This is a genomic window from Brevundimonas sp. AVps7 (assembly GCF_058681545.1).
The window spans coordinates 528,665-549,720 of record NZ_CM178742.1 but is presented as its reverse complement, the minus strand read 5'-3'; the positions used below and the strand labels follow the sequence as shown (position 1 = coordinate 549,720).

General features: G+C 67.3%; 27 protein-coding genes. 19 read left to right on the top strand and 8 right to left on the bottom strand.

Features of this window, described 5'->3' with window-relative positions:
• Positions 1–3 precede the first annotated feature (3 nt).
• From ACW17Y_RS02780 to queG, 3 genes are all read left to right on the top strand, one after another.
• Positions 4–972 (top strand): cation diffusion facilitator family transporter, encoded by a 969-nt coding sequence (locus ACW17Y_RS02780; protein WP_492037262.1) that lies wholly within the window; start codon positions 4–6, stop codon positions 970–972.
• A 158-nt stretch (positions 973–1,130) separates the two neighbouring features.
• Positions 1,131–1,802, top strand: coding sequence for an FtsZ-binding protein FzlA (gene fzlA, locus ACW17Y_RS02775; protein WP_492037261.1), 672 nt, complete (start codon positions 1,131–1,133; stop codon positions 1,800–1,802).
• 185 nt (positions 1,803–1,987) lie between these two features.
• Positions 1,988–3,139, top strand: a complete 1,152-nt coding sequence (queG, locus tag ACW17Y_RS02770; protein ID WP_492037260.1) for a tRNA epoxyqueuosine(34) reductase QueG — start codon at positions 1,988–1,990, stop codon at positions 3,137–3,139.
• Between the two features lie 117 nt (positions 3,140–3,256).
• Here the strand turns inward: queG and bamJ are convergent, their stop codons facing one another.
• Complete coding sequence (gene bamJ / locus ACW17Y_RS02765) at positions 3,257–3,793, bottom strand: BamJ family beta-barrel-assembly machinery protein (RefSeq protein ID WP_492037259.1); 537 nt, start codon at positions 3,791–3,793, stop codon at positions 3,257–3,259.
• Positions 3,774–4,976 carry a threonine ammonia-lyase gene (locus ACW17Y_RS02760; RefSeq protein ID WP_492037258.1) on the bottom strand — a complete coding sequence of 401 codons (1,203 nt, stop codon included), beginning with the start codon at positions 4,974–4,976 and terminating at the stop codon, positions 3,774–3,776. Before ACW17Y_RS02760 ends, bamJ begins: the two co-directional genes overlap by 20 nt.
• A 171-nt stretch (positions 4,977–5,147) precedes the next feature.
• Here ACW17Y_RS02760 and ACW17Y_RS02755 point away from each other — a divergent pair, with 171 nt between their 5' ends.
• The 3 genes from ACW17Y_RS02755 (at position 5,148) to ACW17Y_RS02745 (ending at position 6,552) form a co-directional block, all read left to right on the top strand.
• Entirely contained in the window at positions 5,148–5,663 is a 516-nt protein-coding gene (locus tag ACW17Y_RS02755) for a hypothetical protein (RefSeq protein WP_492037257.1), read from the top strand.
• A gap of 57 nt (positions 5,664–5,720) precedes the next feature.
• Positions 5,721–6,254, top strand: coding sequence for a BA14K family protein (locus ACW17Y_RS02750; protein ID WP_492037256.1), 534 nt, complete (start codon positions 5,721–5,723; stop codon positions 6,252–6,254).
• A gap of 103 nt (positions 6,255–6,357) precedes the next feature.
• Positions 6,358–6,552 carry a hypothetical protein gene (locus ACW17Y_RS02745; protein ID WP_492037255.1) on the top strand — a complete coding sequence of 65 codons (195 nt, stop codon included), beginning with the start codon at positions 6,358–6,360 and terminating at the stop codon, positions 6,550–6,552.
• Positions 6,553–6,685: 133 nt separating this feature from the next.
• On the opposite strand, the gene ACW17Y_RS02740 is transcribed toward ACW17Y_RS02745, so the two are convergent.
• The 3 genes from ACW17Y_RS02740 to rplU all read right to left on the bottom strand — a co-directional run bounded on the left by ACW17Y_RS02740 (position 6,686) and on the right by rplU (position 8,302).
• On the bottom strand, positions 6,686–7,219 hold the full coding sequence (locus tag ACW17Y_RS02740; protein WP_492037254.1) for a GNAT family N-acetyltransferase: 534 nt from the start codon (positions 7,217–7,219) through the stop codon (positions 6,686–6,688).
• A gap of 166 nt (positions 7,220–7,385) precedes the next feature.
• Positions 7,386–7,670 carry a 50S ribosomal protein L27 gene (rpmA, locus tag ACW17Y_RS02735; protein WP_298160619.1) on the bottom strand — a complete coding sequence of 95 codons (285 nt, stop codon included), beginning with the start codon at positions 7,668–7,670 and terminating at the stop codon, positions 7,386–7,388.
• 86 nt (positions 7,671–7,756) lie between these two features.
• On the bottom strand, positions 7,757–8,302 hold the full coding sequence (rplU, locus tag ACW17Y_RS02730) for a 50S ribosomal protein L21 (protein WP_492037253.1): 546 nt from the start codon (positions 8,300–8,302) through the stop codon (positions 7,757–7,759).
• A 203-nt stretch (positions 8,303–8,505) separates the two neighbouring features.
• Between rplU and ACW17Y_RS02725 the strand changes: the two genes are divergently transcribed.
• From ACW17Y_RS02725 to ACW17Y_RS02675, 11 genes are all read left to right on the top strand, one after another.
• Positions 8,506–9,828 (top strand): class I SAM-dependent methyltransferase, encoded by a 1,323-nt coding sequence (locus ACW17Y_RS02725; protein ID WP_492037252.1) that lies wholly within the window; start codon positions 8,506–8,508, stop codon positions 9,826–9,828.
• 268 nt (positions 9,829–10,096) lie between these two features.
• Positions 10,097–10,756 carry a hypothetical protein gene (locus tag ACW17Y_RS02720; protein WP_492037251.1) on the top strand — a complete coding sequence of 220 codons (660 nt, stop codon included), beginning with the start codon at positions 10,097–10,099 and terminating at the stop codon, positions 10,754–10,756.
• A gap of 132 nt (positions 10,757–10,888) precedes the next feature.
• Complete coding sequence (locus ACW17Y_RS02715; RefSeq protein ID WP_492037250.1) at positions 10,889–11,857, top strand: cation diffusion facilitator family transporter; 969 nt, start codon at positions 10,889–10,891, stop codon at positions 11,855–11,857.
• Positions 11,858–12,282: 425 nt separating this feature from the next.
• Positions 12,283–13,371, top strand: coding sequence for a CobW family GTP-binding protein (locus ACW17Y_RS02710; protein WP_492037249.1), 1,089 nt, complete (start codon positions 12,283–12,285; stop codon positions 13,369–13,371).
• Between the two features lie 31 nt (positions 13,372–13,402).
• Positions 13,403–13,663: a hypothetical protein gene (locus ACW17Y_RS02705; RefSeq protein WP_492037248.1), complete on the top strand. Its 261-nt coding sequence runs from the start codon at positions 13,403–13,405 to the stop codon at positions 13,661–13,663.
• On the top strand, positions 13,647–14,048 hold the full coding sequence (locus ACW17Y_RS02700) for a type II toxin-antitoxin system VapC family toxin (RefSeq protein WP_492037247.1): 402 nt from the start codon (positions 13,647–13,649) through the stop codon (positions 14,046–14,048). Before ACW17Y_RS02705 ends, ACW17Y_RS02700 begins: the two co-directional genes overlap by 17 nt.
• Positions 14,049–14,054: 6 nt before the next feature.
• Positions 14,055–15,020: a WD40 repeat domain-containing protein gene (locus ACW17Y_RS02695; RefSeq protein ID WP_492037246.1), complete on the top strand. Its 966-nt coding sequence runs from the start codon at positions 14,055–14,057 to the stop codon at positions 15,018–15,020.
• An 83-nt stretch (positions 15,021–15,103) separates the two neighbouring features.
• Positions 15,104–15,229 carry a hypothetical protein gene (locus tag ACW17Y_RS02690; protein WP_492037245.1) on the top strand — a complete coding sequence of 42 codons (126 nt, stop codon included), beginning with the start codon at positions 15,104–15,106 and terminating at the stop codon, positions 15,227–15,229.
• A gap of 54 nt (positions 15,230–15,283) precedes the next feature.
• The gene (mtgA, locus tag ACW17Y_RS02685; protein ID WP_492037244.1) at positions 15,284–15,982 is read left to right on the top strand and encodes a monofunctional biosynthetic peptidoglycan transglycosylase; all 699 of its coding nucleotides are present in this window, start codon (positions 15,284–15,286) and stop codon (positions 15,980–15,982) included.
• Positions 15,983–16,087: 105 nt separating this feature from the next.
• The gene (locus ACW17Y_RS02680; RefSeq protein ID WP_492037243.1) at positions 16,088–17,728 is read left to right on the top strand and encodes a pilus assembly protein TadG-related protein; all 1,641 of its coding nucleotides are present in this window, start codon (positions 16,088–16,090) and stop codon (positions 17,726–17,728) included.
• Positions 17,725–17,934 (top strand): flagellar hook protein FlgE, encoded by a 210-nt coding sequence (locus tag ACW17Y_RS02675; protein ID WP_492037242.1) that lies wholly within the window; start codon positions 17,725–17,727, stop codon positions 17,932–17,934. The genes ACW17Y_RS02680 and ACW17Y_RS02675 overlap by 4 nt, the downstream gene beginning before the upstream one ends.
• On the opposite strand, the gene ACW17Y_RS02670 is transcribed toward ACW17Y_RS02675, so the two are convergent.
• Entirely contained in the window at positions 17,931–18,620 is a 690-nt protein-coding gene (locus ACW17Y_RS02670; RefSeq protein WP_492037241.1) for a winged helix-turn-helix transcriptional regulator, read from the bottom strand. The two genes, ACW17Y_RS02675 and ACW17Y_RS02670, sit on opposite strands and share 4 nt — an antisense overlap.
• Positions 18,621–18,718: 98 nt before the next feature.
• Here ACW17Y_RS02670 and ACW17Y_RS02665 point away from each other — a divergent pair, with 98 nt between their 5' ends.
• Entirely contained in the window at positions 18,719–19,210 is a 492-nt protein-coding gene (locus tag ACW17Y_RS02665) for a VOC family protein (protein WP_492037240.1), read from the top strand.
• Positions 19,211–19,328: 118 nt separating this feature from the next.
• Positions 19,329–19,676 carry a DUF1428 domain-containing protein gene (locus ACW17Y_RS02660; RefSeq protein ID WP_492037239.1) on the top strand — a complete coding sequence of 116 codons (348 nt, stop codon included), beginning with the start codon at positions 19,329–19,331 and terminating at the stop codon, positions 19,674–19,676.
• Between the two features lie 70 nt (positions 19,677–19,746).
• Here the strand turns inward: ACW17Y_RS02660 and ACW17Y_RS02655 are convergent, their stop codons facing one another.
• On the bottom strand, positions 19,747–20,100 hold the full coding sequence (locus ACW17Y_RS02655; protein WP_492037238.1) for a DUF2200 domain-containing protein: 354 nt from the start codon (positions 20,098–20,100) through the stop codon (positions 19,747–19,749).
• 204 nt (positions 20,101–20,304) lie between these two features.
• Positions 20,305–21,030, bottom strand: a complete 726-nt coding sequence (locus ACW17Y_RS02650; RefSeq protein ID WP_492037237.1) for a hypothetical protein — start codon at positions 21,028–21,030, stop codon at positions 20,305–20,307.
• Between the last annotated feature and the right edge of the window lie 26 nt (positions 21,031–21,056).

Below are 21,056 nucleotides of genomic sequence, written 5' to 3'. Positions count from 1 at the left end.
TCGATGACCTCCCCCGTCACGCCTTCGTCTGCGCCTGATCCAAAATCCGGCCCCGCTCCCGGTCCGTGGGGCGCCGTCGCTCCCCTTTCGACGCGTCAGATCACCGGCCTGTCCGTCGCCGTCGCAGTCCTGTTGATCGCGATGAAGGCCTTTGCCCTCGGCGCCTCCGGGTCGGTTTCGATCCTTGCGTCGCTGGCCGATTCCTCGCTCGACCTGATCGCCTCCCTGACCACCTTCTTCGCCGTGCGCTGGGCGGCCGCCCCCGCCGACGCCGACCACCGCTTCGGCCACGGCAAGGGCGAGGCCGTGGCCGCCCTGGTCCAGGCCGGTCTCGTCTTCGCCTCGGCCGTCTTCATCGGCTGGGAGGCGTTGCATCGCATGTTCGATCCCCGGCCGGTCGTCGGCGGCTCGTGGGCCGTCGGCGTCGTGCTCGTCTCCATCCTGCTGACCGGCCTGCTGGTCTGGCTCCAGACCCGGTCGCTGAAGGCCACCGGCTCGATGGCCGTGTCCGCCGACCGGGCTCACTACGCCGCCGACCTGGCGTCGGGCGTCGTGGTCCTGATCGGCGTCGCCTCCGGCGCCTGGCTGGCCGCGCCCGGCCTCGACGCCGCCGCCGGTCTGGTGGTCGCCGTCTGGCTGTTCTGGGGCGCGTTCGGCGTGCTCAAGGGCGCGGGCGACCAACTTCTCGACAGGGAGGCGTCGGACGCCGACCGCATCGCCCTGACGAACGCCGTCCTTTCCGATGGCAGTATCGGCGGCGTGCACCAGCTGCGCACCCGGATGTCGGGCGACCGGCTGATGGTCCAGATGCACATCGACCTCGACCGCACCCTGTCTTTCGAGGCCGCCCACGACATCGTCGTCGCCGCCGAGGACCGTGTGACGGCCGCCTTCCCCGGCGCCGACGTCCTGATCCATGCCGATCCGCGCGGTCCGGCTGCGCCTGCCGTCCCCGTTTCGCCTCAGGCGTGATCCGGAAAAGTGTTCAGCGGTTTTCCGGTCGGATCACGCCCGAGAGAGGCTGCGACCTTGATTCACGGCATCAGTGGGATCGCAGCGCGATCCCTCCTCAGCCGATCAAGGTCGTAACGTAAACGAGCCTTTAACGGCCGACGGTGCAGGACAGGCCGATGTCGGCGAACGTCCTGTTCCATTTCCCCTTCGATCCAGGCAGCCGCGCCGCGCGTCTGGCCCTGGGCGAAGCGCGCATCGAATGGACCGAGGTGCTGGTGCGCCCGTGGGAGGCCGACTGCCCCGTCGGCGACCTGAACCCGTCGGGCATGCCCCCGGTCCTTCAGGTCGAAGGCCTGACCCTGTGCGAGGCCCCTGCCATCCTCGGCTGGATCGAGGACACCCGGACGACGCCGCTCCTGATGCCCGCCGACGCCGCCGAACGCGCCGAGACGCGTCGCCTGACCGCCTGGTTCGACCGCCGCTTCACCGACGAGGTCAACGCCGTCCTGCTGCACGAGCGGATGGAAAAGCCTCTCCTCCGCCTCGGCCCGCCCGAGGCCCGGATGCTGCGCGAGGGCCGCGAGGCGCTGAAACACCACCTCGCCATCTTCGACGCCCTTCTGGCCCGCCGCGACTGGTTCGCCGGCCGCCGCCTGTCCCAGGCCGACATCGTCGCCGCCGCCCACCTGTCGACGCTGGACTATTTCGGCGAGGTCGCCTGGGCCAACTGGCCGGCGCTCAAGACCTGGTACATGAAGATCAAGTCCCGCCCCTGCTTCCGCCCCCTGCTGGCGGACCGGTTCCAGGGCCTGGCCCCTGCGGCGCACTACGCGGATCTGGATTTCTAACAATCCTTCCCTTCTCCCCTTGTGGGAGAAGGTGGCCGAGCGGAGCGAGGTCGGATGAGGGGTCATGCTGACGTCGAAAGTCAGCGCTCGCGATCCCCACTTCATTCGGCGGTGTGACCCCTCATCCGTCAGCCTTCGGCTGCCACCTTCTCCCGCAAGGGGAGAAGGGATGCCATAAGCAGCCCATGTCCGACCTCCGCGACACCCTCCGCACAAAGGCCGCCGAGCTCGGGTTCGACGTCTGCCGGTTCGCGTCGGCGTCGGAGCCCTGGTCCGCCGGCGAACGTCTCCAGCATTTCGTCGAGGCCGGGCGCCACGGCGAGATGGGCTGGATGGAGACCACCCTCGAACGCCGCGCCCACCCCACCGCCATGTGGGACGGTGCGAAGACCGCCATCGTCCTCGGCATGAACTACGGCCCCGAGCACGACCCCCTGCCGGAGATGGCCGACCGTTCGGCGGGCTACATCTCCGTCTACGCCCGCGGCGACGACTATCACGAGGTCATCAAGGGCCGGCTCAAGACCCTCGCCGGCCAGCTCGCCTCGCGCCTGAATGCCGAGGTGAAGGTCTTCGTCGACACCGCCCCCCTGATGGAGAAGCCCCTCGCCCAGCGCGCCGGCCTCGGTTGGCAGGGGAAACACACCAACCTTCTCAGCCGCGAGCACGGAAACTGGCTGTTCCTCGGCGTCATTCTGACCGCCGCCGAGCTGGAGCCGGACGCGGCCGAGACCGAACACTGCGGCTCCTGCACCGCCTGTCTCGACGCCTGCCCGACCAAGGCCTTCCCGGCGCCGTTCCAGCTCGATGCGCGCCGCTGTCTGTCCTACCTGACCATCGAGCACGCCGGACCCTGGCCGGTCGAGTTCCGCGCCCTGACCGGGTCGCGCATCTACGGCTGCGACGACTGCCTCGCCGTCTGTCCGTGGAACAAGTTCGCACAGGCGTCGCGCGAAACTCGGCTGGCCGCGCGCGAGATATCGGTCAGCCCCCGCCTCGCCGACCTCGCCGCGCTCGACGACCCGACCTTCCGCATCCTGTTTTCGAAGAGCCCGATCAAACGCATCGGCCGCGACCGCTTCGTGCGCAACGTCCTCTATGCGATCGGCAACAGCGGTGAGTCAGGCCTGGTCGAGAGCGCGGAACGTCTGCTGGACGACGCCTCCCCGCAGGTGAGGGGCGCGGCCGTGTGGGCGCTGTCGCGGCTGGTGGACGTCGAGGCGTTCGTCGCCGCACGCGGCGTCCGCATGCCCGACGAAGAAGATGAGAGCGTTCAAGCCGAGTGGGCCCTTCTCCCCTTGCGGGAGAAGGTGGCCGAGCGAAGCGAGGTCGGATGAGGGGTCACGCTGACGTCGAACGTCGGCGATGGTTCAGCCCTCACTCGAGCAGCCGGTGCGGCTCCTCATCCGTCAGCCTCCGGCTGCCACCTTCTCCCGCAAGGGGTGAAGGAAACTTCAGCCCGTCGCCAGCCCGACACCCCGTCCGCCGCCCGGCACCGGGGCCACGTCCAGCAGCTTGATGCGGAACACCAGCACCGAGTTCGGCGGGATGTCCGCCCCCTGGCCGCTCTCGCCATAGCCGAGCGCCGGCGGCACATAGAGCATCCACTCGTCGCCGACCTTCATCCGCTGCAGGGCCTCGGTCCAGCCGGGCACGACCTGTTCGGCCGTGGTCACATAGGGCTGGCCCCGCGAGAACGAGCTGTCGAAGACCGACCCGTCGGTCAGGGCGCCTTCATAGTCGACGCGCACCAGATCGTTCCGGTCCGGCGTCGCCGCCCCCGACGGTCCCGACTGCACGACCTTGTATTGCAGGCCGCTGGGCAGGGTCTCGATCCCGTCCGCCTTGCCGTTGGATTCCATGAAGAAGGCCGCCGCCCGGGCGTTGGCTTCCAGATCGGCGTCGCCCGCCGCATCGCGGTTGCAGGCGGCCAGGCCAAAGACCGAAATCACGGCGGCGGCCGTCGCCGCACTAGCCCATCCGAAGCGCATATCCCTGGTCCTTCAAAGCCTGTCCGATCGCGTCGGAATGGGCGCTATCGCGCGTTTCGACCATGATGTCGAACTCCGCCCCCTTGGCCGGGACGTCGAGCGCCAGACGGTTGTGGACGACGTCGATGATGTTGCCGCCGAGGCCCCCGATCACCGCCGCCATGGCCGACAACATGCCCGGCCGGTCGTCGCCGAGGATCCGGTAGACGATCAGTCTCCGTTCACGGACCATCTCGCGGTTCAGCACAACGGCCAGCATGCGCGCGTCGATGTTTCCGCCGCACAGGACCAGGCCGACCTTCATTCCCCTGAACTTGTCGGGGTAGCGCAAAAGGGCCGCCAGCCCGCCCGCGCCGGCGCCCTCGGCCACCGTCTTCTCCAGCGTGGCGAACAGGGCGACGGCCTTTTCGAAATCCTCCTCGTCGACGACCAGGACGTCCTCGACCAGAGGATCCGCGAGCGCGAACGGAATGTCGCCGACCGCCTTGATCGCGATGCCCTCGGCGATCGTCGCCCCGCCGCATTTCGGCGTCTCGCCCTTCCTCCGTGCGCTGAACGACGGGTACATCGCCGCCTCGACGCCGAAGATGCGGATGTCCGGCTTCATCGCCCTGGCCGCGATCGAACAGCCGGCGATCAGCCCGCCGCCTCCGATGGGAATGATCAGGGCTTCGAGATCCGGCGCGTCCTCCAGAAACTCGATGGCGCAGACGCCCTGACCGGTGACGATACCCTCGTCGTCGAAGGCGGAGATGAAGACGAACCCCTCCTCGTCCCTCAGACGATGGGCCTCTTCGGTCGAACCCGTGAAGTCCGCGCCCTTGATGACGACATTCGCGCCGTGGCCGCGCGTGCCGTCGATCTTGGTGAAGGGCGTCCCCTCGGGCATGACGATGGTCACCGGCACGCCGAGCCTTCCGCCGTGATAGGCCAGGGCCTGGGCGTGGTTGCCGGCCGAGGCCGCCACAACGCCGCGTTTCCGCTCTTCCGGCGTCAGCGACAGCAGCCGGTTCAGCGCCCCGCGCTCCTTGAAGCTGCCGGTGAAATGCAGGTTGTCGTACTTGATCCAGACCTCGGCGCCCGTCAGCTGTGACAGGCGGCGGGAATAGCGGACGGGGGTGCGGTCCACCTGTCCGGCGATGCGGCCCTGCGCCGCCTGGATGTCTGCGAATACGACTGTCATGGGGTCCCCGTAGACTAGGTTCGGCGACAGGTCCGAACCGGCCGGCCGCTCTGTTATCCGGGTCTTGTGGCGCCCGCCGTCAGGTCCCGCAACCTTGACCTTACGCCTGCGTTAGGCGTCATGTGGCCTCGCCCCTCAGGCGATCCTACGTGCCTCTTCGAGAGAACTCCGATGTCGATGCGCCTCGCTTCCGCCCTCGTCGCCACCGCCGCCATCACGGCCGTACTGGCCGCCTGCGCGCCCGTCCCCGGGCCGGGCGCCTATGTGCCTGCTCCCCCCGCCGCCTTCAGCGCCGCCGACTTCGGCTGGTCGGTCCGCACCGGCACGGCGGGCATTGAAGGCCGCGTCGCCTTCGGCCGCGACGGCCAGAGTTTCGCCTGCACCGGCTCGGTCGCCCTGACGCCGGACACCCCCTACACCCGCGCCCGGGTCCAGACCCTGTACGGGTCGACTGATCAGGCTGCGGTCCCCGAGGCTGTGGTGCGCGCCCGCACGGTCGCCGATCCCAATGCCGACTACCGGTCCTATGTCCGCTCGGCGACCTGTCAGGACGGGCGCTTCCGCTTCGACGGCCTGCCTGACGGCGGCTGGTTCCTGATCACTCCAGTCAGCGCCGGCGGCGACCGCATCGTCCTGATGCGCCACGTCGTCACCCGCGCCGGCACGACGGCCAACGTCACCCTGTAAAAGGCTTACCCCCCGATCCACCGGCGGGCCGGTCCCGCACCAGCCGAGGCGTTTTCCATGAAGGCTCCCGCGTTCGCCGCCGTCACCCTGCTGGCCCTGTCTGCCGCCATGCCGGCCGCAGCCCAGAGTTGGGGCTATCCGGATCAGGCCCGGTCGTATTCGAGCTATGGCCGCTACGGCAACGACTACAACGGTCAGCAGGATCGGCCCGGCGACTATCGTTGCGACGCCTATTGGGACCGGGCGCGCGACGACTGTGACGCCCGCTGGCGCGACCAGCGTCCGGTCCGCTCATACAGCTCGTATGGCTCCAACCATCGCCACAGAAGCTATGGCCGGGAGCCCGACGGCGGCGGCTACACCTACCAGCCCTACAATCAGGGGACCCAGTACTACGGCGCCTACGGCCGCCCGGATCAGGTCTATCCCGGCTCCGGCTACGGCGGTCAGGTCGGTGCATACTATGGCGGCGGCTATGCCAACGGCCGCGACCCGGGCCGGTCGTCATACTGCGCCTCGCGCTACCGCTCCTACGATCCGAACAGCGGCTACTACCGGGCCTGGTCCGGACGGCTCATTTTCTGCGGATAACCGCGGTCATCCGATCACAGGTTCGCGCCTGAACGCCGTTCGCCATCTTTCAGACGCACCAGACCCGCCTTCGTCGGACCCAATCAGTTCGGGGAGCGTCTCCATGTCCCAGCATAATATCGTCGGTTCGGAAGCCTTCGACCGGTCGCCATTCGTCATCATCCGCTCGGTCCGCACCGGCGGCATGCGCCGCCGCCAGACCCGCACGGCCTTCGCCTTCGTGGCCGGCGCCTGCGCCGCCGTCATCGGCGGGGTCGTGGCGGCTGTCGTCGCCTTCGGGCCCAGCCTGGCGGGCTAATCCTCCCCCATCGGGGGAGGGGGACCGCGAAGCGGGGGAGGGGGCCAACCCCGGATACTGCGCCCGGGGCGGGCCCCTCCGTCACGTCGCAAAGACGCGCCGTGCCACCTCCCCCATCGGGGGAGGATCTGGATCACGCCAGCCAGACCATCATCCGCGTGTCGATGTCCGCCTTCCGCGCCCGGCTGAAGGCCCGGCGCGTCTCGCCGGTGTAGAGGAACCCCGCCTTCTCCAGCACCCGCCCCGACGCCGGGTTGTCAGCGAAATGCCCCGCCACGAGGGCCCGCCGCTTCCAGCGCTTCGACGCCCAGACCAGGGCGCCTTCCAGCGCCTCGGTCGCCAGACCCCGGCCCCAGAACTCGCGTCCGATCCAGTAGCCGGTCTCCGGCACACGATCCTCGTCCTCGAACAGGCCGAGGACGCCGACAGGCCCCAGATCCTCGTGCTCGATCAGGAAGGTCATGGCCTTGGCCGGATTCTGGGCCGCGACGGCGATGACGAAGTCCTCCGCATCGCCCTGTCCGAAAGGATGCGGCATCCGCTTGGTCATGCGGGCGATGTCGTGATCGTTGGCCATGCGGGCGATCGCGGGGACGTCCTGCGGCGCGGGCGCGCGCAGCACAAGACGCCGGGTCTCAACGACCGGAGAGGTTTCGATGACGCACATGTTTCCAGCCTCGGTATGCGGTCCGCCTCCTTGGAGGGCTCGGGCGGACTTCAAGGCGGGGAACGCAAACGGGGAGCCTGGTGATCCAGACTCCCCGCGGAATATTTCCCTTGGTCCGGATCGGCTGCTTTTTGAGGAGCAACGCGATCCGAAATCCGGTGTCGCGTTACTCGGCGGCGAGGGCCATCTGGTCGTCATTCGCCGGAATGATCGACACGTAACAACGGCCGTTGGCTTTCTTGGTGAATTTCACGGCGCCGTGCTCGGTTGCGAACAGGGTGTGGTCGCGGCCCAGGCCGACGTTGTCGCCCGGGTGGAAGGTGGTGCCGCGTTGGCGCACGAGGATGTTGCCGGCCAGAACGTTCTCGCCGCCGAACTTCTTCACGCCGAGGCGCTTGGAGTGAGAGTCGCGACCGTTACGCGACGAACCACCGGATTTCTTGTGAGCCATCTGAAGTCTCTCTTCGTTGCGCTAACGGCCGTCTGGCCTGGTTGAGCGCGGCATCATCGGGTCGCGCCTCGCGGCGCGGTTAAATCTTACGCTTCGTCGGTCTTGGCGGCGGCCTTCTTGGCCGGAGCCTTCTTGGCGGGAGCCGAAGCTTCCACCACGCCGGCTTCGACCTTGGCCGAGGACTTGGAGCCCTTGGCGACGACCGTCTCGGTCGAACCCAGGTCCGACGTCGCGTCGCGCTTGGCCAGGCCGCGGGCGCGCAGGTTGATCTCGGCCTTGGTCATCAGGTCGATCTTGCCGTCCCACTTGGCGGTCTCGCCGGCGCCGTCGATGCCGGTGATGCGCAGGACCGATTCCATCTGGCGGTGGCCGTTGGTGCGGCGATAGCCCTGACGGCGGGTTTTCTTGAAGATCTTGACCTTCTCGCCCTTGCGGGTCTCGATCAGGGTCGCGCCGACGAAGGCGCCGTCGATCAGCGGGGCGCCCAGGGTCACGCCCTTGTCGCCGCCCAGCATCAGGACGCTGTCGAACTTCAGTTCCTGGCCGGCATCGCCATCGAGCTTCTCGACGACGATCGTGTCGCCCGGTTGAACCCGGTACTGCTTGCCGCCGGTCTTGATCACCGCGTACATGTTGGAGCCTCAGCGTAACGCAAAAAAGGATGCGCCCGCCGGGTAGACCCCGCGGGCGAAGAGCGGCGACATATACGGACCGGCCCCTCGGAGTCAACGCGAAAGGCGGCGAAAACGCCCGGCGTCGCTCATTTCGACGGCTGATCTAGCCCCGTTCTCACCCGCCGTGCAAAGACGAAGCCGCGTTACGAGGGACCCACGCCATGACCCAGACGATCGACCGCCGGGTCACCGCCGCCCGCCGCATTGCATTACATATAGCCGAACACCTGCAGGCCGACCTGTCGCTCCAGCTGTGGACGGGCGAGGTCATTCCCCTGGGCCAGAACGCCCGCGACGACATCCGCATCGTCCTGTCCGACCCGTCCGCCGTGCGCCGCCTGATCCTCAAGCCCGGCCTGATGACCCTGTTCGAGCTCTACGCCACCGGCGACGTGCGCATCGAGGGCGGCTCGCCGCTGGAGGCCGCCGACCGCTGGGACCACGGCCGCGCCGTCCACCTGCCGAAGCGCGTGAACAAGGGACTGATCGCACGCGAGCTGATTCCCTTCCTGCTGGCGGGCTCGACCCGCACCGTCGGCGACGCCGCCTATGACCCGACAGGCGAGGCTGGCCAACGTCAGGACAAGTCCGCCCGCAAGGACAAGGACTTCATCTCCTTCCACTATGATGTCGGCAACGACTTCTACGGCCTCTTCCTGGATCCGGAGATGGTCTATTCCAGCGCGTACTATGCGGACGCGGCCCAGTCGCTGGAGGAGGCCCAGACCCGCAAGCTGGACTTCATCTGCCGCAAGCTCCGCCTCAAGCCGGGCCAGAAACTGCTCGACGTCGGCTGTGGCTGGGGCGGCCTCAGTTGCTGGGCCGCGCAACACTATGGAGTCACCGTCCACGGCGTGACCCTGTCGGAGGAACAGCTCGCCTTCGCCAACGCCAAGATCGCCCGCCTCGGCCTGCAGGACAGGATCACCCTGGAGCTCAAGGACTACCGCGACCTCGAAATGACCGAACAGTTCGACGCCATCTCCCAGGTCGAGATGTTCGAACACGTCGGCTTCGCCAACCACGACCGCCACTTCCTGGAGATGCATCGCCTCCTGAAGCCCGGCGGCCTCTATTTCCACCAGGCCTCGACCCGGCGCGGCGGCCGCGACGCCGGCAACATCACGCCCCAGACCAACGCCACCCGCACCATCGGCCGCTTCATCTTCCCCGGCGGAGAGCTGGACACCATCGGCATGACGGTGACCAACCTCGGCCGTCTGGGCTTCGAGGTTCTGGACGTCGAGGACCTGCGCGAACATTTCCAGGCCACCACCGCCGAATGGTCCCGCCGCCTGATGGCCCATCGCGACGAGGCCGTCGCCATGGTCGGCGAGGAACGCACCCGCCTGTGGCTCATCTTCTTCGCCATGTGCGCCAAGGGCTTCGAGCGCGGATCCATCCTCGTCTACCAGACGGTCGCCCAGCGCCGCCGCGCCGGCCCGAGCGGCGTGCCGCTGGATCGGGGATCGCTTTATCGGTGATATCTTTCGTCATCCTCCGGCAAGCCGCCTCTTGGCGGCGCAGACCGGGGGACCCAGCGGCGCGCGAGAGCGCGAAACTGCCGCACACGCCGACGCTCCAACATCCTGCCTGAACAGATCGCCTTCGGCGCCTCCCCCCGGTCCGATCTTCGATCGGCCGGAAGATGACGAGCGTCCCCCGGTCTCGCTGCGCTCGCCGGAGGATGACGAAAGGAAAATCTCGCACGGACACTCGACCGTTATAAAGTAACACGCTATATCGGGATCAATGTCGCCGCCCGATCTCGAACAGCCGGTCCTGTGGTCCCTTCTGGGGGGCGGGTTCGCGGCGGCCTTCCTGCATGCGGCCCTGCCCACCCACTGGCTGCCGTTCGTGCTGGTCGGCCGCGCCCAGCGCTGGAGCCTGCCGCGCAGCCTGATGGCCGTTTCCGCCGCCGGTCTGGCCCACATCGCAACCACGGCCCTGGTCGGCTCGCTGATCGTCGCCGCCGGTCTGGCGCTGGACGGGATCGTCGCCGGCCTCCTGCCCCACCTCTCCGCCGTCCTGCTGTTCGGCTTCGGCGCCTTCTATCTGGTCAGGTCGGTCATTCGCCGCCCCGTGATGGCGGGCGGCCCGGCCCTCGATCTGGCCGAGCCCACGGTCGGCCATGCGACCGCCTTCTGGGGCCTCGTCGCCGTCATGGCCCTGTCCCCCGGCGAGGTGCTGCTGCCCATCTATATGTCCTCGGCCCAGGAGGGCGTCGGCGCCCTGGCTCTGCTGACCCTGACCTTCGCCGTCGGGACCATTCTCGGCATGGCCACCTTCACCACCCTCGCCCGCGCCGGAGCCTCCGTGCTGAAGCTCGAGCGCTGGGCGCGCTACGAGGGCGCCATCCTCGGCCTCGCCCTGATCGCGATCGGGCTTCTTATCGTGACGCACCAGCACTAGACCTTGATCGGCTGAGGAGAGATCGCTTCGCGATCTCGCTGATGCCGTGAATCAAGGTCCAGCATAATTCTGGGACCTGATCCGATCGGAAAACCGCTTCACACTTTTCCGGATCAGGTCCTAGGCTGGGCCATGGCCCACGACCACGCCCATCACGACCATGATCACAGTGTCCATTACCACCACGGTCACGACCATTCGCATGGACATGCCCACGGCCATCACGGTCACGCCCACGGCCCGGTCGACACCGGCGACTGGCGCTACCTCGTCGGCCTGATCGTCAACCTCGCCTTCGTCGTCTGCGAGTTCGGGGCCGGCCTCTATTCAGGCTCCACCGCTCTTCTCGCCGACGCGGGTCACAACCTGTCCGACGTTCTCGGCCTGGCCATGGCGGGCGGCGCGGCCGTCCTCGCCCGTCGCGCGGCGGGATCGCAGCTAACTTACGGCTTCGGCAAGGCGACCATCCTCGCCGCCCTCGCCAACGCATTGCTGCTGATCTTCGCCTGCGGCGCCATCGCCTTCGAGGCGGTTCAGCGCCTGGCCGAGCCCGCCCCGGTCCAGTCCGGCGTCATCATGATCGTCGCCGGCATCGGCTTCGTCATCAACCTGGGCACCGCCCTGATGTTCATGCGCGACCACCATTCGGACCTGAACGCCCGCGGCGCCTATCTGCACATGATGGCCGATGCGGGCGTCTCCATCGGCGTCGTCATCTCCGGCGCGATCATCATGTTCAGCGGCTGGTCGATCCTCGATCCGATCGTCTCCATCGTCATCGTCGCCGTGATCCTGTGGGGCACCTGGGGCCTGCTGAAGGATTCCGTCGGCCTCGCCATGGACGCCGCCCCCGGCTCGGTCGATGTCGCGGCAGTGCGCGAGGCCCTGACCGCCCTGCCCGGTGTCCGCGCCGTCCACGACCTGCACGTCTGGAACCTGTCGACGACGACGACCGCCCTGACCGCCCACCTCGTCCACGACCGCAGCGACCCCCGCGCCCTGCTGATCGAGGCCCAGGCCCTGGCGAAGTCTAAGTTCGCCATCGCCCACACGACGCTCCAGCTCGAGACGGACGTGATGCCGGACTGTCCGACCTGCTGATGGCCGGGTCACGCTGGTCAGCCATGAAATGGGTGTGGTTCGCCGCCACCCTCGTCGTCGTAGCCGCTGGCCTCGTCTGTGTCTGTGGTTGGGCTTTCGACCTCACGTCGCTGCCCAAATTCGTCTGGATCGGTGGAGTCTTCGTGGCGCTCGCAATCAGCAAGTACACGGCTGATCGCTGGCGAAGTCTCTAGCCTCTAGTTTCGTCATCCTCCGGCGCAGCGAAGCGGAGACCGGGGGACGCAGCGGCGCGCGAGAGCGCGAACCTGTCGCGCACACCGCTCGCTGATACATCGTGCCTGAACAGATCGCCTTCGGCGCCGCTGCGTCCCCCGGTCTGCGGCGCGAAGAGCGCCTTGCCGGAGGATGACGAAAGGGAGGGTGAGCGCCTTTCCGACAGCCCCTCGTCTCCCTAGATGGACCCCATGACCGACACCGCCTCCACCAAGATCCCCGTCACCGTCCTCACCGGCTATCTCGGAGCGGGCAAGACCACCCTGCTCAACCGCATCCTGACCGAGGACCACGGCAAGCGTTACGCCGTCATCGTCAATGAGTTCGGCGAGATCGGCATCGACAACGACCTGGTCGTCGGCGCCGACGAGGACGTGTTCGAGATGAACAACGGCTGCGTCTGCTGCACCGTGCGCGGCGACCTGATCCGCGTCGTCGCCGGCCTGATGAAGCGCCAGAAACCCGGCGCCCCCGCCTTTGACGCCATCATCGTCGAGACCACCGGCCTCGCCGACCCCGGCCCGGTGGCCCAGACTTTCTTCGTCGACGAGGACGTCAAGGCCAAGACCACCCTCGACAGCGTCACCGCCCTGGTCGACGCCAAACACGTCATGGCGCGCCTGGACGACTCGAAAGAGGCGCGCGAACAGGTCGCCTTCGCCGACCGCATCATCCTCAACAAGACCGACCTGGCCTCCGAGGCCGAGCTGGTCGCCGTCGAACAGCGGCTGCGCAAGCTGAACCCGCTGGCCCCCATCACCCGCGCCGAACGCGCCAACGTGCCGCTCGATCAGGTGCTCGGCCTGCACGGCTTCGACCTTGAGCGTATCCTCGACATCAATCCGGAGTTCGCCAACCCCGCCCACGGCGAGGCCGGCCACGTCCACGACGAACACTGCGGCCACGACCATCACGACCACCATCACCACGCGCACGATCACGATCACGATCACGACCATGGCCCGCGCGGCCACGACCACGGCGACGACATCAAGGGCATCTCCCTGTCGCTCGACCGCCCGATGAATGGCGTGAAGTTCACCGCCTGGCTCGACAAGCTTCTGGGCGAAAAGGGTCAGGACATCCTGCGCGCCAAGGGCATCATCAATGTCGAGGGCGAGGACAAACGCCTCGTCTTCCAGGCCGTCCACATGATCCTGGAGGGCGATCTCCAGCGTGAGTGGGGTGCCACGGAACGCCGCTGGTCCCGCGCCGTCTTCATCGGCCGCGACCTCGACGAGGCCGCCATCAGGGCCGGCTTCGAAGGTTGCGCGGCTTGAGGCAAGCAATGCTGGGAGGTAGACTGGCCGGATGACGATGGTCGTTGTCGACGCGAATGGCGAAGTCACGCTCCGGAAGGCGCTTCTTGAGAGTGCGGGCGCGCGAGCCGGCGACACCCTCGAAGTCGAGGTGCGGGTGGTCTCGCCGTCGCACAGCGATCGAAAGCCCATCGACTGGGACGCGATCAGCGGTCGCCTGAAAGTTCCGCCGGGAACGCCACCTCTCTCCATCGACGATATGAACGAGATCATCGCCAAGGGATGGGCAGGCGAGCTTGACGATCGCGATTGACACCAATGTTCTGGTTTGCCTTTTCATAGACGATACGCCACAGCAGACTGCGCAGGCCCGCCAGGAAGTCGAGCAGGCCGACGAGGTCATCCTCAGCCTTCCGGCGCTTTGCGAACTGGTTTGGGTGCTCCGGACCCATTACCGGGTCGATCGAGAGAGCATCGCCTATTTCATCGAGGGTCTTCTGGACCAGGCTCCCTTCTCGATGGACCGGGCTTGTGTGCGAACAGGCCTGTCGCTTTTAAGAGCCGGAGCGGACTTCGCTGATGGCGTGATCGCTGAACAGGGTCGCCAGCTCGGCGCCGAAATCTTCGTATCGTTCGACCGCCGCGCCATAACTCGATTGAAAAAGCTCGGTCTGAACGCCCGCGCGCCAGCAGACTGAATTTCCATGACCACCTTCACCTTCGACGCCCAGGTCACCTCGGCCCATTTCGAATCTTCCGGCGCAGTCTTCGCCCTCGGCGACGGCTCCGTGCGGTTCGAGGACCGGACCTTCGACGCCGTCCATGACGGCGCGATCCTGTGCGCCGTGGTCCATCCGTCCGGCGACGGCCTGGTCACCGGCGGTGACGATGGCCGGGTCATCTGGAGCCGCAAGGGCGAGGCCGGCGTCCTCGCCACCGCAAAGGGGCAATGGATCGACTCCATTGACGCCTCGTCAGAGACGAACCTGATCGCCTTCTCCGCCGGCAAGACCCTGTCGGTCATCGACGCCACCGACGCCGGATTCCGCCGCGACTTCACCCACGAACGCACCGTCTCCGGCGTCGCCTTCGATCCCAAGGGCCGACGCATCGCCGCCTCGACCTATGGCGGGGCCTGGCTCTGGTACGCGCGGATCGCCGAACAGAAGCCGACCAAACTGGCCTGGGCCGGGTCGCACACGGGCGTCGCCTTCTCGCCCGACGGCGGCTTCTTGGTCACCATGATGCAGGACGCCCAGCTTCACGGCTGGCGGCTGAAGGACGCGAAGAACATGCGGATGGGCGGCTACCCATCCAAGATCCGCTCGGTCGCCTTCATGGCGAAGGGCCGGCTGCTGGCCACCTCGGGGGCCCAGGGCGCCGTGCTGTGGCCCTTCGACAGCTCCAACGGCCCGATGGGGCGCGAGGCGTCCGAGATCGGCTTCGATGACACCACCCTGGTCAGCCTCGTCGCCGCCTCCAATCCGCACGGCCGGCTGGCCGCGGGGCTGGCCGACGGCCGCGTCTGGGTCGCCGATCCGGCCGGACAGGGCCTGAACTTCATCAAGGCGGACAAGGGCGCCCCGATCGTCGCCCTGGCCATGAGCCCCGACGCGACCCGCGTCGCCTGGGCGGACGAGGACGGCAACGCCGGCGTCTCCGGCCTCTAGGCCTCGACAGGCCCCAACTCGACACGCCCAACTCGACAGGCTTGGCCGACACACCCTAGCCTTGTCGCGAACGGGGGTTGCTGATGCACGGTCGACCGGGAGGCGAGACGCCGCGAATGGCCTTCGGCTGCATGGCCGTCGGCATTCTGGCCCTGGTCGTCATCGGCGCCTTCGCTGTCGTCTTTCTGTGGGACGTGAACGCGAGATAGCTTCGCCCTTGCACCGCCACGCTTCCCGGCCAAAACTCCCCGCCGGGAGGGATCATGACTGACGCACCGCCGCGGCTGAAGAAGAACCGCCGCCCGATCCTGACCGCCCTCGTGGTCCTCGCCGCCCTGCCGATCGGCGGCGTCCTGATCCACGCCATCGCCCCGCCGCCCATCACCCTGTTGATGGCGCGCGAGTTCATCGCCGGGAACGGACTGGACTACCGCTGGCGTTCGCTGGACCAGATCTCGCCCAACCTCGTCGCCTCGGCCATCGCCGCCGAGGACGCCCGCTTCTGCAGCCACGGCGGCTTCGACATGAAGGCGATCGAGACGGCTCTTCGCGACAACGAGCGCGGCCGAAAGGTGCGTGGCGGCTCCACCATCTCGCAGCAGACCGCCAAGAACGTCTTCCTCTGGCCCGGACGCGACTGGATCCGCAAAGGGCTCGAGGCCGGCTACACCCTGATGATCGAGACCGTCTGGTCCAAGCGCCGGATCATGGAGGTCTATCTGAACGTCGCCGAGATGGGACCCGGCGTCTATGGCGCGGAGGCCGCCGCCCGACACTGGTTCGGCAAGTCCGCCGCCGACCTGACCCCGCGCGAGGCCGCCCGCATCGCCGCCATCCTGCCCTCGCCGCGTCGCTACAACGCCGGTTCGCCCGGTCCCTACGTCCGCCGCCGGGCCTCCCGCGTCCAGGCCAGCGCCCGCGTCGTCCGCAACGAGGGTCTGGCGTCCTGCGTCCTCGACTGACGGACGGACGTTAACCGCCCTTCTTCGACTAAGCCTTAACCGTCACGCGCTAGACGAGGTCGATTGCGGTCCTCCGTCCGGGGCCGCCGCGAGCACGGGTGGGCCATGACGATCGTGAACCGGGAGAGCCGTCGACTGCAGGACGTCGCGCGCCGTTTCGCCTCCGACACGCGCGGCAACATCGCCATGATCTCGGCCTTCGTGATCCCGGTCCTGCTGCTGATCACCTTCGGCGGCATCGACATCCACCGCGCCTCGACCGTCAAGGCAAACCTTCAGGACGCCCTGGACGCCGCCACCCTGGCCGCCGCCCGCTCTCCCTATACGGCTGACGCCGACATCACCCGCGTGGGTCTGGCCTCGCTCCGCGCCAACCTCGCGCCTTACAATGACATCAGCCTGCTGACGGCCCAGACCACCTTCGTCCTGGACAGCACCGGCGCCGTGGTGGGCGACGCCAAGGTCAATGTCACGGCCCTGGTCGCCAACATCATCCTGCCCATGGTGGGGCGCGGCACAGGCGACCAGATCCCTGTCGGCGCCCACTCCGAGGTCCTGCGCTCGAACAACCGCGTCGAGGTCGCCCTCGTCCTCGACAACACCGGGTCCATGTCCGGGGCCAAGCTGACCAACACCAAGGCCGCCGCCATCGACCTGATCGACCGCCTGGAGGCGGCCGACAGCCGTTCGATCGAGCCGGACGCCATCAAGATCTCCCTGGTGCCCTTCTCCCAGACGGTGCGCATCTCGCAGGGCGGGTCGAACACCGTGCCCAGCTATATGTCGAACGCCAACAATCACACGGGATCGGAACTGTTCACCAGCAACCGGGGCCGCTTCACCCTGTTCGGCAGTCTGGGCACAACCTGGGGCGGCTGTGTTGAGGCGCGCGCGGCGCCCTACGACATCCGCGACACGGCGCCCTTGGCAGGTACGGAAGCCCGGATGTTCGTGCCCTATTTCTCGCCGGATACGCCGGATCGCGCCGCCTATCCGAACGACTCGACCTGGCAAAATTGGGACTACGAGAACGACTACGTCCTTGACGGGATCAGTAACAACAGAGCCAACGTCGGCAACAGCACGGCCCGGAACACGCAGTGGAACAACCGGCAAAGGCGCTGGCAAAAATATACCAACAGCCCGTTCTTCAGCCTCAACAGCTCGCGGGGACCGAACAAGGGCTGCAGTCTGGTGCCGCTGATCCGGCTCACCGACAACTACCAGGCGCTGCGCGACGCGGTCGACGACATGGTCGCCACGGGCAACACCAACGTGCCGCTGGGCACGATGTGGGGCTGGCACACCCTGTCTCCCAACGCTCCCTTCGGCGATGGCCGGGCCTATGGCACGACCCGGCTGACCAAGATCATCATCATCATGACCGACGGCGAAAACGTCATGGGTGGCGCGAACAATCCCAACGACAGCAGCTACAGTGGGCTGGGTTACATCTGGCAGAACCGTCTGGGCATTACCTCCGGCTCGGACTCCCAGCGCCGCACCGCCATGGACAACCGCTTCGACCACCCGACCGCCGGCGTCGAGGACATGTGCGGCAACATGAAGGACCAGGACATCGAGGTGTACACGGTCGCCGTCCAGGTCGACGGCACGGCCCAGACCCTGCTGCGCCGCTGCGCCACCGACGACGAACACTATTTCCCGGTCGACAGCGCGTCCGGCATCGGCGCCGCCTTCGACCGCATCGCCGGCGCCATCGAGAACCTCAGGATCTCGCGATGATCGCCTCCTCCATCGCCGCCGGGGGCCTCGCCTCCGCCATGGCCCGGTTCGAACAGAGCGCCGTGCGCACGGCCCAGGCCCCGCTCGACAACCTCGAGGCCGAGATGGTCGAACGCATCGAGGCGAAAGCCTCCGTCTCGGCCAATATCGCCGTGCTCAGGACCGCCGACGACATGGCCGGCGCCCTGCTGGACATGCTCGCCTAGGCTTTCTCAGGCAGGCCGAAGAAGGTCTGGAACCGCTCGGCCAGCGCCCGGTCGCCCGTGACCGTCAGCCGCCCCTCGGCCTCCATCCCTGCCAGAGGCCGCTTGCCGTAGACATATTCGATGATCGCCGACGGCTCGCCCTCGAACACCACGTCGCAGTCCTCGATCTCGGTGCGCTCGCTGGTCAGGTCGTCGTTGGCGATCGTCGCCACGAAGCTCCGGTCCCCGAACACGAAGCCGATCCGCGCCTTGAACCCGTTCGCCGCCTCGGCGTCGAACATGGTCCGCAGCGACATCATCGTCGACACCGCGCTGATCGGCAGGGTCGGATCATGCCGGGGCGACCGCGCCGCCCACCGACCCAGCACCTCGAACACCGGCTGGGCTTCGTAGCCCCAGTCGGTCAGTTCGTAGACCTGCACCGAGGCCGGCGGCGGCAGTTTCCGCTTCCGCACGATGCCCGCCTCCTCCAGCCCCTCCAGCCGCTGCGTCAGCACATTGGCCGACAGTCCGCACAGATCGGCCTTAAGGTCTCCGAACCGTCGCGGACCGAACATAAGCTCGCGCATGACCAGCAGGGCCCAGCGCTCGCCCACCAGATCCAGCCCATGCGCCGCTCCGCAGGCGTCATGATACCGGCGTCCCGACGCCTTGGTGAATTCATCAGTTATTTTTTCTAACTTCATCGTTGACTAAGATAATCTGATTGACCTAGGTTCGCAACGTGGACAGAGGAGCCGACGAACGGCTTCCGGCGTTTCCATCGAACACAGGAGGATTGACCGTGCCCGACAAGATCACCCCGTGCATCTGGTACGACCTCGGCCAGGCCCGCGCCGCCGCCGAGTTCTATGTCGCCCTCGGCCTGCCCGACAGCCACATCGACGCACGCCACGACAGCCCCACCGACAACCCGTCCTCGAAGGCGGGCGAGGAGCTGATGGTCGAGTTCACACTGGCCGGCCGCACCTTCCTCGGCCTCAACGGTGGCCCGCAGTTCCCGCAGTCCGAGGCCGTCTCCTTCATGATCTACACCGACGACCAGGCCGAGACCGACCGTCTCTGGAACGCCATCGTCGGCAATGGCGGCCAGGAGAGCCAGTGCGGCTGGTGCAAGGACCGCTGGGGCGTCAGCTGGCAGATCACCCCCAGACGGCTGATGGCGTTCCACACCGACCCCGACCCCGCCCGCGCCAAGGCCGCCTTCGCCGCCATGATGACGATGAAGAAGATCGACATCGCCGCCCTGGAAGCCGCCGCCGACGCAGCATCCTGACGCCTGACGCCTGACGCCTTCGTACAAGACGCCTGACTGTCTCATCATCCACCAACCGGGGCTCAAGCAGCGAGCGACCGCGTCGCGACGCGGTAGCCCCCTCCGAAGGAGAACCAGAATGTCCTACGTTTCCGGCTTCCTCAGCCCCGTAAAGGCTGAAAACAAGGATCGCTACATCCAGTCGGCCGAGAAGAGCTGGCCCATCTTCAAGAAGTACGGATGCCTCGAACAGGTCGAGACCTGGGGCGTCGACGTTCCGCCCGGCAAGCTCACCGGCTTCGATCTGGCGGTAAAGCTCGAAGAGGGCGAGGTCGTCGTCTTCTCCTGGCTCAAATGGCCCGACAAAGCGACCGCCGACGCCTGTTTCGCCACCATGGAGACCGATCCCGCCTGGCAGGACATGGACATGCCCTTCGACGGCAAGCGCATGATGTGGGGCGGCTTCGAGGAAATCTTCCGGGGCTGATCCGCCCTCCCCTCTCTTCCCGACCCGCGCCGCCGCGATCCTCAAGGGTCGCGGCGGTTCGCGTCCCGGCTCACCCCGCGCGCAGAATCTTCTCCATCTTCCGGCCCTTCGCCAGTTCATCGATGAGCTTGTCCAGATAGCGGATCTCCCGCATCAGCGGCTCCTCGATGGTCTCGACCCGGATGCCGCAGATCGTCCCCGTGATCGTCTCTCGCGCCGGATTCAGCCGTGGCGCCCGGTCGAAGAAGGTCCGGAAGTCCGTGCCCGCCGCGATCTCGGCCTCCAGCCCCGCCGGGTCGAACCCGGTCAGCCAGAGGATCACCTCATCCACCTCCGCCCTCGTCCGCCCCTTCCGCTCCGCCTTGGCGATGTAGAGCGGATACACTCTGGCGAAGCTCATGGCGTAGATGCGGTGTTCGGTCATGGGGGCTGGTCCGTGCGGCCTGCGTTCGGTGCATGCTATCCGCAAGACGCCCCCTCTGTGTCTAGGTCCTTCCCGGAACGCTGGACAGCCGAACCCAACCAGGTCTCGGCGCCCATGTTTCCGCCGTCGACTGGACCTGGCCAGACAGGGTCACGCGCGACATGTCGCGAGACGATCTTCGAAGGTGAGGTCGGACCCCGGTCGTCAGCAGGGTCCGCTGCCGGTGCGGCATCGTTCCTGCTGGCGCCGAATCTCGCTTTCCGACTGAACCTGGACCGGTGCGCTCGTCGCCGGCGACGACACGCCGGTTGCCATGCCCTGGCTCGCAGCCACATCGCGGCTGTACTGGCCGGACTGGTAATAGCCGCTGTTCACCGGTTCTGATGCCGCCCGCGCCAGCCGATCTTCCTCGGCCATCCGGGCGTTGCGGGCGTCCAAGGCTTCCATCGCCTGATTGTAGGAACCGTGAAACTGGCCGTTGGCCCGCCTGCAAACCGGGCTTTCCCAGTCGCGGTTGCAGATCCGCGCCACGATCGTGTCGTCATAGTTGTTCAGGTTGAAGCGGCTGAAATAGACGCGGGCGTCTGCGTGGTTGTCGAGAGCCAAAGACCGGAACCGTGTCACGTCGGCGTCGGTGAAGCTTTCCATCGCGCCAAAACGCATGGCCTCGGCGCTGGGAGCGGGCGGTTGCGTCCCTCGCAGCAGATCGGCGAAGGCTGCCGTGAAGGGCGGCATGTAAGCCCGCTCATCCAGCTTGGCCAGACAGTGTCCTGGCCCCGCCTCACCCACGACCGTTGTCGGAAATAGGCCCTCGTCCGCGATAGCCAGAACCCGCTCGCCCAGGATGCATTCGGTCACCGGAACGCCCGTCCGGTCGTTCGCCACCCAGAACGACTGCATCGCCATCAGCAGCCCAGCGAGCACGAGCATCCCAGCCTCCATTCGAAGAGCACTGC

Excerpts from the sequence above, each read along its gene's own strand:
- ACW17Y_RS02780 (WP_492037262.1), top strand. The coding sequence starts at position 4 with ATGACCTCCCCCGTCACGCCTTCGTCTGCGCCTGATCCAAAATCCGGC.
- fzlA (WP_492037261.1), top strand. The coding sequence starts at position 1,131 with ATGTCGGCGAACGTCCTGTTCCATTTCCCCTTCGATCCAGGCAGCCGC.
- queG (WP_492037260.1), top strand. The coding sequence starts at position 1,988 with ATGTCCGACCTCCGCGACACCCTCCGCACAAAGGCCGCCGAGCTCGGG.
- bamJ (WP_492037259.1), bottom strand. The coding sequence starts at position 3,793 with ATGCGCTTCGGATGGGCTAGTGCGGCGACGGCCGCCGCCGTGATTTCG.
- ACW17Y_RS02760 (WP_492037258.1), bottom strand. The coding sequence starts at position 4,976 with ATGACAGTCGTATTCGCAGACATCCAGGCGGCGCAGGGCCGCATCGCC.
- ACW17Y_RS02755 (WP_492037257.1), top strand. The coding sequence starts at position 5,148 with ATGTCGATGCGCCTCGCTTCCGCCCTCGTCGCCACCGCCGCCATCACG.
- ACW17Y_RS02750 (WP_492037256.1), top strand. The coding sequence starts at position 5,721 with ATGAAGGCTCCCGCGTTCGCCGCCGTCACCCTGCTGGCCCTGTCTGCC.
- ACW17Y_RS02745 (WP_492037255.1), top strand. The coding sequence starts at position 6,358 with ATGTCCCAGCATAATATCGTCGGTTCGGAAGCCTTCGACCGGTCGCCA.
- ACW17Y_RS02740 (WP_492037254.1), bottom strand. The coding sequence starts at position 7,219 with ATGTGCGTCATCGAAACCTCTCCGGTCGTTGAGACCCGGCGTCTTGTG.
- rpmA (WP_298160619.1), bottom strand. The coding sequence starts at position 7,670 with ATGGCTCACAAGAAATCCGGTGGTTCGTCGCGTAACGGTCGCGACTCT.
- rplU (WP_492037253.1), bottom strand. The coding sequence starts at position 8,302 with ATGTACGCGGTGATCAAGACCGGCGGCAAGCAGTACCGGGTTCAACCG.
- ACW17Y_RS02725 (WP_492037252.1), top strand. The coding sequence starts at position 8,506 with ATGACCCAGACGATCGACCGCCGGGTCACCGCCGCCCGCCGCATTGCA.
- ACW17Y_RS02720 (WP_492037251.1), top strand. The coding sequence starts at position 10,097 with ATGTCGCCGCCCGATCTCGAACAGCCGGTCCTGTGGTCCCTTCTGGGG.
- ACW17Y_RS02715 (WP_492037250.1), top strand. The coding sequence starts at position 10,889 with ATGGCCCACGACCACGCCCATCACGACCATGATCACAGTGTCCATTAC.
- ACW17Y_RS02710 (WP_492037249.1), top strand. The coding sequence starts at position 12,283 with ATGACCGACACCGCCTCCACCAAGATCCCCGTCACCGTCCTCACCGGC.
- ACW17Y_RS02705 (WP_492037248.1), top strand. The coding sequence starts at position 13,403 with ATGACGATGGTCGTTGTCGACGCGAATGGCGAAGTCACGCTCCGGAAG.
- ACW17Y_RS02695 (WP_492037246.1), top strand. The coding sequence starts at position 14,055 with ATGACCACCTTCACCTTCGACGCCCAGGTCACCTCGGCCCATTTCGAA.
- ACW17Y_RS02690 (WP_492037245.1), top strand. The coding sequence starts at position 15,104 with ATGCACGGTCGACCGGGAGGCGAGACGCCGCGAATGGCCTTCGGCTGC.
- mtgA (WP_492037244.1), top strand. The coding sequence starts at position 15,284 with ATGACTGACGCACCGCCGCGGCTGAAGAAGAACCGCCGCCCGATCCTG.
- ACW17Y_RS02680 (WP_492037243.1), top strand. The coding sequence starts at position 16,088 with ATGACGATCGTGAACCGGGAGAGCCGTCGACTGCAGGACGTCGCGCGC.
- ACW17Y_RS02675 (WP_492037242.1), top strand. The coding sequence starts at position 17,725 with ATGATCGCCTCCTCCATCGCCGCCGGGGGCCTCGCCTCCGCCATGGCC.
- ACW17Y_RS02670 (WP_492037241.1), bottom strand. The coding sequence starts at position 18,620 with ATGAAGTTAGAAAAAATAACTGATGAATTCACCAAGGCGTCGGGACGC.
- ACW17Y_RS02660 (WP_492037239.1), top strand. The coding sequence starts at position 19,329 with ATGTCCTACGTTTCCGGCTTCCTCAGCCCCGTAAAGGCTGAAAACAAG.
- ACW17Y_RS02655 (WP_492037238.1), bottom strand. The coding sequence starts at position 20,100 with ATGACCGAACACCGCATCTACGCCATGAGCTTCGCCAGAGTGTATCCG.
- ACW17Y_RS02650 (WP_492037237.1), bottom strand. The coding sequence starts at position 21,030 with ATGCTCGTGCTCGCTGGGCTGCTGATGGCGATGCAGTCGTTCTGGGTG.